This window comes from Paracoccus thiocyanatus (assembly GCF_900156255.1).
Lineage (GTDB): Bacteria > Pseudomonadota > Alphaproteobacteria > Rhodobacterales > Rhodobacteraceae > Paracoccus > Paracoccus thiocyanatus.
This window is the reverse complement of sequence record NZ_FTMK01000028.1, coordinates 25,955-35,636: the sequence shown is the minus strand read 5'-3', so window position 1 is coordinate 35,636 and position 9,682 is coordinate 25,955. Positions and strand designations below refer to the sequence as shown.

Genomic DNA, 9,682 nt, shown 5'->3' with positions numbered 1-9,682 from the left:
TGTAGCGTTCAACTGGCATCCAAACCTCCCGTTTGGAAAGCTTGAATCAGAAATCAGCTGACAGGGGAATCCTGATACTCAACAGACCCTAGAAGAAGACCTGGTGCCGCCCGCGGCTGACCAGGTGCAGCGCGCCCTGGAACACCGGCATTTCGTCCAGGCGATCCGGCGGCAGGCCCATCGCCACCGCGCGCAACATGCGCAAGGTGATTCCATGCGTGACGATCAGCGCCGGGCCGGGCAGATCCTTCAGAAACGAGCGCACCCGCGCCTCCAGCCCGGCGAAATGCTCGCCTCCGGGCACGCGGTCATACCAGCCAAGCCCGTGGCAGGCAAAGACCTGCGGATGGTCCAGGCGCAATTCTGACGACAAGCGGCCGGCAAAGGCGCCGATATCGATCTCGTGCAGCCGCTCGTCCGCGATGAAGCCCTGCTCGCCAAAGGCGATGCGCGCCGTCTGCCGCGCCCGGCCGGCGGTGCTGGCATAGCGCGCAACGCCGCGCAGATCCTGCACCAGCCAGGCCAGCCGCCGCGCCTGCGCCTCGCCCAGCGGGGTAAGCGGCGAATCCAGCCGGCCCTGCATCCGCCCCTCGGCGTTCCAGACCGTCTGGCCATGCCGCGTCAGGTAAAGATCCGGCCAGTCCGGCATCACACCCATTTCGCCAGCGGCGGCAGGCTCATCAGCACCGCGTCGGGATCGTGGCCCGTCGCCAGGCCGAACCGGGTGCCGCGGTCATAGACCAGGTTGTATTCGGCATAAAGACCGCGATGGACCAGCTGCGCGTCCTTTTCCGCCTCGCCCCATGGCTCGGCCATGCGCTTTTCGGCGAGCGGCAGGAAGGCGGGCAGGAAAGCCGCGCCCACCGCCTGGGTAAAGGCGAAATCGGCCTGCCAGTCGCCGGTGTTCAGGTCGTCATAGAAGATGCCGCCGACGCCCCGCGCCCGGCCGCGATGCGGGACAAAGAAATATTCGTCCGCCCAGGCCTTGAAGCGGTCGTAATAGTCCGCGCCATGCGCGGCGCAGGCCGCGCGCAGGGTGTCGTGGAAATGCGCCGTATCCTCGGCCCGTTCCAGGCAGGGGTTCAGGTCGGCGCCGCCGCCGAACCACCAGGCGCCCGGCGTCCAGAACATCCGGGTGTTCATATGCACCGCCGGGGCATTGGGGTTCTGCATATGCGCGACCAGGCTGATCCCCGAGGCCCAGAAGCGCGGATCGGCCTCGATCCCCGGCACGCCGCGCGCCGCCATGGCCTGCCGGGCGGCGGGCGACAATTCGCCATGCACCGCCGACCAGTTCACCCCCACCTTCTCGAAGACCCGTCCGCCGCGCATGACCGACATCAGCCCGCCACCGCCGTCATCGCCGCGCCGGGTCTCGCGGATCTCGAACCGGCCGGGCGATGCGCTGCCGGCGCCGCGATCCTCCAGCGCCTCGAAGGCTTGGACGATGCGGTCGCGCAAGTCCCGGAACCAGGCCGCTGCCTTTTGTCGTTCATCCCGCATGTCCATGGATCGGCCTCCGCATTCGTGAATTGCCCCGCCCCCGCGACGGGCCTATGCTTTCAGGGGGAAACAACTAGAGAACCCGGCCATGACCCGCAACATCCTGCTTGCCCTGATGCCTGTTCTGGTTGTCGCATCCTGCGGAACCCCGCAAGAACAATGCATCAGCCGCAATACCAGCGAATACCGCACCGTGTCCAAACTGCTGGCCGGGGTCGAGGCCAACCTGGCCCGCGGCTATGCCTGGGAAGAGCGCACGGTGATGCGCACCCAATGGGAAGATTGCCGCTATGTCTGGGTGGACAAGGACGGCAACCGCCGGCTGGGCTATCGCCCCTGCCTGCGCGACGTCGCCGATACCGAGCGTTACCGCGTGCCCATCGACCCGGCCGCCGAAACCCGCAAGCGCGACAACCTGCTGGCGCGCAAGCAGGCGCTGATGCCGGCCGCCCGCGCCGCCGTCGATGCCTGCCAGGCCGCCTACCCGGAAAAGGATGAATAGCGCCTAATAGACCCCCGGCGCCAGCGGGTCGCCCAGGCTGCGCCCGCCGTCCACGCGCAGGACCTGGCCGGTGACGAAGCTAGACCCCTCGCTGGCCAGGAACTGCACCGTCGCCGCCAATTCGTCGGCCCCGGCGATGCGGCCCAGCGGCGTCGCCGCGACCATGCGGTCGCGCAGGGCCGGTTCTTCGCGCAGCTTCAATTGCAGGTTGTTGGACATGATGCTGGCAAAGGCCACTCCGTTCACCCGGATCCGGCTGGGCGCCAGGGCCGATGCCAGCGAGCGGGTCGCCTGCGCCTGGGCCGCGCTGGCGATGGAATAGGCCAGCATCTGCGGCTGCGGCCAGTCGGCGGCCAGCGAGGTGACGTTGACGATGGCGCCGTTCTGCAAGGCCCCCTCGCCCGCCTCTTCGGCCTGGGCCATCATGCGCCGGGCAACCATTTGCGACAGGCGCAGGCCCGAGCTCATGTTCTGGCGCAGCATGTCGCCCAGGAACTCCTCGCTCACCGCCAGGGGGTCGCAGCCCTGCACCATGCGGTGGGCATTGACCAGGATATCCACCCGGTCAAAGGCGTCGATGGTGGCCGAAACCAGGTTCGCCAGCGTCAGTTTCTGCCCCAGGTCGCCGGCAAAGGCGCGCACCGGGCCGTCGGCCGCGGCCTGCTCACCCAGTTCGGCCATCAGCGCCGGCTCGTCGCTGTCGGCGAACATGACATTGGCGCCCGCAGCCTGGAAATGGCGGGCGATGGCCAGGCCGATGCCGCGCGCCGCGCCGGTGACGATGGCGCTTTTGCCCTGGATCGACAGGCTCATCTGGCCCTCGGCTTGCGCGGCGCGCCTTGCGGACGGCCAGGCCGGCGCGCGCCGGTCGCGGTCAGGATCTTGAACCGCGAGCCGCCGCCAAGCTCGGACACCTCGGCAAAGCATTCCCGCAGCGCCTGTTCATAGGGCAGGTGACGGTTGGCGACCATCCACAGCCGCCCTGCCCCGGTCAGCAGCCCCGCCGCCGCGCGGATGAAGCCCGCGCCCAGCTTGGGGTCGGCGGCCCGCCCGTCGTGAAAGGGCGGGTTCATGATCACGCCGTTCACCGGGTCGGGCAGGCGGAAATCCCGCGCATCGGCCCAGTGGAACCGCGCGCGCGGATCGGTGACGTTGCGCCGCGCCAGTTCCAGCGCCGCGGCATCCGCCTCGACCAGGTGCAGCGTTTCGACGCCGGGATGGCGCAGGATCTCGGCCGACAGCCAGCCCCAGCCGGCGCCCAGATCGACGATGCGGGTCGGCAGCTTTTCGGGCAGCGCCGCCGCCAGCGCCTGCGAGGCCGGGTCCGGCCCGTCGGCCGAGAAGACCCCCGGCCGCGTCACCATGCCCGGCGCGGCCTGATGGTCGCGCGCCAGCCAATCCGCGGGCAGCCAGCCCGGCTGGGGCAGCGTCACCCGAAAGATCTTGCCATGCGCCCTAGACTGGATTTCGCCGACCGGGGCCAGGGCGCGCAGCTCTTTCAGCACGGAATCGACGCCATCGGTCTTTTGCCCGTCGATCCACAAGGACGCGCCCGGCGGCAGCCGCGTCGCGGCTTCGGCGATGCGGGCCCGCGCCTCGGCCCGCGCGCGCGGCAAAAACACCACGGCGGCGTCGAAACTGCCCGAAGGCTGGGTCACGACGTCAAGGCCCCGCGCCTTGAGCGCCTGGTGATCGGGAAAAAAGCCCTGCACGATCTGGGTGCTGGCACCGTCAAAGGGGGAAAGATCGGTCGCGGCACCCGCCCCGATCAGCAACATGCGTCCCTGGGGCGTCGCGCCGCCAAAGACAAGGTCCAGTCTCGATCCTGCCAATTTCTACTCTTTTTCCATGGTGCATTGCAGCGGATGCTGCTGGCGGCGGGCCAGTTCCATGACCTGCGCCACCTTGGTTTCGGCGATTTCGTGCGAAAACACGCCGACGACGGCCACCCCCTTGCGGTGGACCATCAGCATGATCTCGATCGCCTGGGCGTGGTTCATGCTGAACAACCGCTCAAGCACATGCACGACGAATTCCATCGGCGTGAAATCATCGTTGAGCAACAAGACCTTGTACATCGGAGGCCGTTGCGTGCGGGGGCGGGTCTTGACCCCCAGTTCGACCTCTTCGCGGTCCCCTGGTCGGTTGGTCATCTGCGGATTGATCACGAGGCTTTCAACAGGATATGGACGGTCTCGGGCTGAATATAGAGCTTTTCCCCGCGCTTGGTAAGCCCCGCCCCCGGCAGGCCGGGCGCAAGCCCCGTGCAACCTGCGGCAGATTGCCCGCAGCGCGGCAAACTTGCGGTTCACGAACGGCTGAATGCGTGTTATTGTCGGTTTATTAATGAAGGGTCCGCATAGTGAACGGACCCTCACAGGCAGAAGAGACCGGGACAGTGAGCAGATTCGCCAGACAAGTCCGTATGGGACTGATGATCCTATTCGCCTGGGCTTTGCCCATGGCGGTGGCCGCCGCCCCTTTCGCGGCCTTCGTCATGGATGCAAGGACCGGAAAGGAAATCTACGCGCAGAACGCAGATACGCGACTTCATCCGGCTTCGCTGACCAAGATGATGACGCTTTATATGGCGTTTTCCGCCATCGAACGCGGGCAGGTGCGGCTGGACAGCAAGTTCCTGGTGTCCAGCCATGCGGCCGCGCAGCCGCCGTCGCGGCTTGGGCTGAAGGCGGGGCAGCGGATCGAACTGCGCTATCTGATCCGCGCGGCGGCGGTGAAATCCGCCAATGACGCGGCAACGGTGATCGGCGAGGGGCTGGCCGGTTCCGAGCCGAAATTCGCCCAGCAGATGACGCAGATGGCCCGCGCCCTGGGGATGCGCAACACGAATTTCCGCAATGCCAATGGCTTGACGGCCGAGGGGCATTATTCCACCGCCCGCGACATGTCGACCCTGGGCCGGCGGCTGTTCTACGATTTCCCCCAATATTATTCGCTTTTCTCGCGCCGCTCGGCGGATGCGGGGATCACCACCGTTTCCAGCACCAACAAGCGGTTTCTTGACAGCTATGAAGGTGCCGATGGCATCAAGACCGGCTATACGCGGGCGGCGGGTTTCAACCTGACCGCATCGGCCAAGCGCGGCTCCAAGCGGATCGTGGCCACCGTGCTGGGCGGCAATTCGACCGCACATCGCAACCAGGTGATGGCGCAACTGCTGGATGCCGGCTTCGGAAAGGCCCCCACCCGTGTGCGAGAGGTGAAGCCTGCGCCGCCGCAATTCGTGGCGGAAAGAAAGGTGCGCCGCAGCGTGCAGGTCGCGCAGGCAGCCGCCCCCGCCGCCGCGGTGCGGCTTTCCAGCTCGCAACGGCCGGTGGCGCGGGCTTCGACCGTCGCCGTGGTGACGCCCGCCGCAATCTCGGCCGCGGTGCAGCGCGCGCAGGCCGCCACCCCGCCCGCGGCGGCTTCGGCCGCGCCCGGCCGCGCGCTGGCCGCCAGCGCAAGGCCGGCGCGCAAGCCCGAGGCCCGGCGCCTGGCCGCCGCGGCAGAGCCGGAACTGCTGGCCGATGCCGCCCGCCCCGAGGCACGCCCGGAAGAGGGCGACGCGTCCGAAACCGCAGCCGCGCCGATGAAAGCCCCCCGCCCCCTGCCGGCGCCGCGCGGCGACCGCTCTGCCAGCCTGGCCGCGCCTTCGGCCGGCTCCCCCTCGCTTTTCGTGCAGACGGCGGTGCCGCAGCCGGAAAGCATGGCGCTTTTGGCCGCGCCGCCCACCCAGCGGTCCGAAACCATCATCCTGGCCGCGCTTGAGCCCGCCGATGACGCCGACCCCCAGGCAACCGAGATCGTCGCCCGCGACGCGGCTGGCGGCGGCGGGAACTGGGGCCTGTCGCTGGGCCTGTTCCGCTCGCAGAGCGAGGCACAGCAGGTGCTGCTGAAAACCGCGCTTCAGGAAAGCGGCGCGCTAGGCAACGCGCCCAGCCGCGTCGCCAATACCCAGCGCGGGTTCGAGGCGAATTTCACCGGCATGAGCCGCGAATCCGCCCAGCTTGCCTGCGACCGCATCGCCGCGCGGCAGCAATCCTGCCGGGTCTTCGGCCCCTGATCAGGGCCCTGCCAAACTACGAACAAAGCGCCGCCGTCTGCCCTATGGACAGCCTAGGCTAAAGCGGGCCGGGGCGCCGCTCTTCCGACAGCATAACATTGGCCTCGACCTGGCCCAGTCCGGGCAAGGTCATGATGCGCCGGCGCAGGATGCGTTCGAAATCCGCGATGTCGCGGGCGTGGATGCGCAGCCGATAATCGAACTGACCCAAGACGTGCTGCACCACCTGCACCTCGGGGATTGCTGTCACGGCACGCTCGAAATCCTCCAGGCTGACCCGGCCCTTGACCGCCAGCCGAATGCCCAGGAACACGGTGACGCCAAAGCCCAGGGCGGCTTCGTCCACCACCACGCGGCGTCCGGCGATCACCCCCGCCTCGGTCAGCCGCCGGATGCGCCGCCAGGTCGCGGGCTGGGTCAGGCCAAGCGCCCGGCCGATCTCGGCCGCGCTGCGCGTCGCATCCTGGGCCAGCAGCCGCAGGATCGCCAGGTCGGTCGTGTCGGGGGGAAAGCTCATAGCGGCAATTCCTGCACGTCCTTGATGGTCGAGATCAGCATCAGCGCGTCGCTGTCGGCGACATGCGGCAGGGTCAGGATGCTTTCGCGGTAAAGCTGCTGCCAATGCGCCATGTCGCGCGCGATCACCGACAACCTCAGGTCCACCGAGCCCAGGAAAGTCTGGATCTCGGTCACTTCGGGCACCTGGCGGGCGGCGGCGATGAATTCGTCAAAGGCGCGGGGATGGGTCTTGTCCAGGGTAAAGCGCAGGCTGACCTGCACCTCATAACCAAGCCGGCGCCAGTCGATCCGGCCTTCGACGGCGCGGATCACCCCGGTTTCGCGCATCCGCTCAAGCCGGCGCCACAGGCTTGCCGGCGTCACCCCCGCCCGCCGGGCCAGTTCGGCATTCGCAAGGTCGGGCTCGGCCAGAAGCTGGCGAAGAATGCGGCGATCTGTCGCGTCAGGCATGATTCATCCATAGACTTGCATTTCCGTTTATAGAATTTTCGCCGCGCGCGCGAAAGATGCGAAAAATGCGCTGAACGCCCGCATCTTCCTTGCTAGAACCTTCGCATCGATAACGAGGGAGACCCCGATGCGTGTCTATTACGATCGCGACTGCGATGTGAACCTGATCAAGGACAAGAAGATCGCCATGCTTGGCTATGGCAGCCAAGGCCATGCCCATGCGCTGAACCTGCGCGATTCGGGCGCCAAGAACCTGGTCGTCGCCCTGCGCGAGGGTTCCGCCTCGGCCAAGAAGGCCGAAGCCGAGGGCCTGAAGGTCATGGGCATCGCCGAGGCCGCCGCCTGGGCCGACCTGATCATGTTCACCATGCCCGACGAATTGCAGGCCGAGACCTATCGCAAATACGTCCATGACAACCTGCGCGAAGGCGCCGCCATCGCCTTCGCCCACGGGCTGAACGTGCATTTCGGCCTGATCGAGCCCAAGCCCGGCGTGGACGTCATCATGATGGCGCCCAAGGGCCCCGGCCACACCGTGCGCGGCGAATATGTCAAGGGCGGCGGCGTGCCCTGCCTGGTCGCGGTGCATCAGGACGCCACCGGCAAGGCCATGGATATCGGCCTATCCTATTGCTCGGCCATCGGCGGCGGCCGTTCCGGCATCATCGAGACCAATTTCCGCCAGGAATGCGAAACCGACCTGTTCGGCGAACAGGCGGTGCTGTGCGGCGGCCTGGTCGAGCTGATCCGCATGGGCTTCGAAACCCTGGTCGAGGCCGGCTACGAGCCGGAGATGGCCTATTTCGAATGCCTGCACGAGGTAAAGCTGATCGTTGACCTGATCTATGAAGGCGGCATCGCCAACATGAACTATTCGATCAGCAACACCGCGGAATATGGCGAATATGTCAGCGGCCCGCGCATCCTGCCCTATGAGGAAACCAAGGCGCGCATGAAGGCGGTGCTGACCGACATCCAGACCGGCAAGTTCGTGCGCGACTTCATGCAGGAAAACGCCGTGGGCCAGCCGTTCTTCAAGGCGACCCGCCGCATGAACGACGAGCACCAGATCGAGAAGGTCGGCGAAAAGCTGCGCGCCATGATGCCCTGGATTTCCAAGGGCAAGATGGTGGACAAGGATCGCAACTGAGCACAGCGCATGAAAAGCCCCGCGCCTTTGCGGGGCTTTTCCTTGCCGTCTTTCCCGTCACTCGCCGCGGGCCGGCCGGCGTTGCGCGGCGCGGGCCGTCCCGGCGGCAGCGCCCCCGCGGGCGCCGTCGATTCGATGCGATCTTGGCAAAACGCCGCGCAGCCAATAGGAACGGGATTGGAGCAGTGGTCGAGTGGTCGAAGGCAGCCGACTTGAAATCGGTCGGGCCAGAGATGGTCCCGTGGGTTCGAATCCCACCTGCTCCGCCACATTCAGATACAGAATCCGTCCAAGGGCCCCGATTGGGGCCTTTTTTCTTTTTGTTTCAAAGGGCGTTGGCAAGGTCATCCGCCCTGCAGAGACTGAGCGGTTGACGGAGAATGGGTCTCCGAATGGCCTGTGTCTCTCTTCAAGCGCCCCTCGACGGTCACGGGACGGCGTAAGACATCCTCGTATTTCCAATGGGTTGCCGCGCTCATGGGTTCGCCCCGTTCGCGAGATAATCCGGTGACGGAGACCGACACGAAGGCGCAGGGCGGCCAGAAGGACGGCTCCGTGGTGGCCGATCCCCAAGTCCGGCGGCAGCGTTCGAAGCGAGCCAGGACCCTGCCGGAAGTCTCTGATGACAAACAGACTTCGCGCCAATAGCCTGGCGCAATGTCGAACGGTCCCTGGACGGATGAAGAGAACGACCTGATCGTCGCGGATTACTTCGCGATGCTGGCCGACGACGTCTCCACGCGCCGCTACAGCAAGGCCGAACACCGCCGCGCACTCCTCCCGCTCCTGAACGACCGGTCCGAGGGGTCCGTCGAGTTCAAGCACCAGAACATCAGTGCGGTGCTGAAGGGACTCGGCGAGGACTGGATCCCCGGGTACAAGCCCGCGTTCAACTTCCAGATGACCTTGGTGGATGCCGTGGCGCGGTGGCTGGCGCTAAACCCGGCCTGGCTCGGGCGCCAACCGGGGCTGCAAACCGCCGCTGGCCTGCGCGAGGCGGCGCAGATTTGGATCGGGCCGCCGCCGACGCTGTCGAACCAGCCGCCCCCGCAGGAGCTGGACCAGATGCTGCACATCGCCCGCAAGTTCGACGTGGCGGGCCGGGACGAGCGCAACCGGGCCCTCGGACGCGCGGGCGAGGAGCGCGTGCTCGCGCATGAACGGGCGGCATTGCGGATGGCAGGACGGGACGATCTGGCGCGCAAGGTGCGCTGGGTGTCGGAGGAGGATGGCGATGGCGCCGGCTACGACATCGCGAGTTTCGCCCCGGACGGGCTCCCGCGGCTGATCGAGGTCAAGACGACGAACGGATGGGAGCGCACGCCCTTCCACATCACGCGCAACGAGCTGGCCGTGGCCAAGGAGCGCCGGTCGGAATGGCGTCTGTTCCGGCTGTGGAATTTCTCACGCGAGCCGAAGGCGTTCGAACTGCACCCACCGTTGGACGCGCATGTCTCGCTGACCGCGACGACGTTTCAGGCGAGCTTTCACTGAG

At 66.9% G+C, this 9,682-nt stretch carries 11 protein-coding genes and 1 tRNA gene; 5 read left to right on the top strand and 7 right to left on the bottom strand.

Annotated elements, in window-relative coordinates:
• Nucleotides 1–88 precede the first annotated feature (88 nt).
• Nucleotides 89–658, bottom strand: coding sequence for a histidine phosphatase family protein (locus F3H32_RS15495; RefSeq protein ID WP_149766610.1), 570 nt, complete (start codon nucleotides 656–658; stop codon nucleotides 89–91).
• Nucleotides 649–1,509 (bottom strand): oxygen-dependent coproporphyrinogen oxidase, encoded by an 861-nt coding sequence (gene hemF / locus F3H32_RS15490; RefSeq protein WP_149766609.1) that lies wholly within the window; start codon nucleotides 1,507–1,509, stop codon nucleotides 649–651. The genes F3H32_RS15495 and hemF overlap by 10 nt, the downstream gene beginning before the upstream one ends.
• A gap of 82 nt (nucleotides 1,510–1,591) precedes the next feature.
• On the opposite strand from hemF, the gene F3H32_RS15485 reads away from it, so the two are divergent.
• Complete coding sequence (locus F3H32_RS15485) at nucleotides 1,592–2,005, top strand: hypothetical protein (RefSeq protein ID WP_149766608.1); 414 nt, start codon at nucleotides 1,592–1,594, stop codon at nucleotides 2,003–2,005.
• 3 nt (nucleotides 2,006–2,008) lie between these two features.
• Here the strand turns inward: F3H32_RS15485 and F3H32_RS15480 are convergent, their stop codons facing one another.
• Genes F3H32_RS15480 through clpS form a run of 3 tightly spaced genes read right to left on the bottom strand, consistent with a single transcriptional unit; the run spans nucleotide 2,009 to nucleotide 4,158 of the window.
• The gene (locus F3H32_RS15480) at nucleotides 2,009–2,818 is read right to left on the bottom strand and encodes an SDR family NAD(P)-dependent oxidoreductase (RefSeq protein WP_149766607.1); all 810 of its coding nucleotides are present in this window, start codon (nucleotides 2,816–2,818) and stop codon (nucleotides 2,009–2,011) included.
• Nucleotides 2,815–3,837, bottom strand: coding sequence for a methyltransferase (locus F3H32_RS15475; RefSeq protein ID WP_149766606.1), 1,023 nt, complete (start codon nucleotides 3,835–3,837; stop codon nucleotides 2,815–2,817). The genes F3H32_RS15480 and F3H32_RS15475 overlap by 4 nt, the downstream gene beginning before the upstream one ends.
• A gap of 3 nt (nucleotides 3,838–3,840) precedes the next feature.
• Nucleotides 3,841–4,158, bottom strand: a complete 318-nt coding sequence (gene clpS / locus F3H32_RS15470) for an ATP-dependent Clp protease adapter ClpS (protein ID WP_115756286.1) — start codon at nucleotides 4,156–4,158, stop codon at nucleotides 3,841–3,843.
• 272 nt (nucleotides 4,159–4,430) lie between these two features.
• Between clpS and F3H32_RS15465 the strand changes: the two genes are divergently transcribed.
• Entirely contained in the window at nucleotides 4,431–6,068 is a 1,638-nt protein-coding gene (locus tag F3H32_RS15465) for a D-alanyl-D-alanine carboxypeptidase family protein (protein WP_223191491.1), read from the top strand.
• Between the two features lie 58 nt (nucleotides 6,069–6,126).
• On the opposite strand, the gene F3H32_RS15460 is transcribed toward F3H32_RS15465, so the two are convergent.
• Nucleotides 6,127–6,585 carry an Lrp/AsnC family transcriptional regulator gene (locus F3H32_RS15460; protein ID WP_115754665.1) on the bottom strand — a complete coding sequence of 153 codons (459 nt, stop codon included), beginning with the start codon at nucleotides 6,583–6,585 and terminating at the stop codon, nucleotides 6,127–6,129.
• The gene (locus F3H32_RS15455) at nucleotides 6,582–7,037 is read right to left on the bottom strand and encodes an Lrp/AsnC family transcriptional regulator (RefSeq protein WP_115754666.1); all 456 of its coding nucleotides are present in this window, start codon (nucleotides 7,035–7,037) and stop codon (nucleotides 6,582–6,584) included. The genes F3H32_RS15460 and F3H32_RS15455 overlap by 4 nt, the downstream gene beginning before the upstream one ends.
• Before the next feature lie 127 nt (nucleotides 7,038–7,164).
• Here F3H32_RS15455 and ilvC point away from each other — a divergent pair, with 127 nt between their 5' ends.
• The 3 genes from ilvC to F3H32_RS15440 all read left to right on the top strand — a co-directional run bounded on the left by ilvC (nucleotide 7,165) and on the right by F3H32_RS15440 (nucleotide 9,681).
• Complete coding sequence (gene ilvC, locus F3H32_RS15450) at nucleotides 7,165–8,187, top strand: ketol-acid reductoisomerase (protein ID WP_115754667.1); 1,023 nt, start codon at nucleotides 7,165–7,167, stop codon at nucleotides 8,185–8,187.
• A 179-nt stretch (nucleotides 8,188–8,366) separates the two neighbouring features.
• Nucleotides 8,367–8,456: transfer RNA gene (locus F3H32_RS15445), tRNA-Ser, on the top strand.
• Nucleotides 8,457–8,844: 388 nt separating this feature from the next.
• Nucleotides 8,845–9,681, top strand: coding sequence for a DUF3883 domain-containing protein (locus F3H32_RS15440; RefSeq protein WP_149766605.1), 837 nt, complete (start codon nucleotides 8,845–8,847; stop codon nucleotides 9,679–9,681).
• Nucleotide 9,682 lies beyond the last annotated feature (1 nt).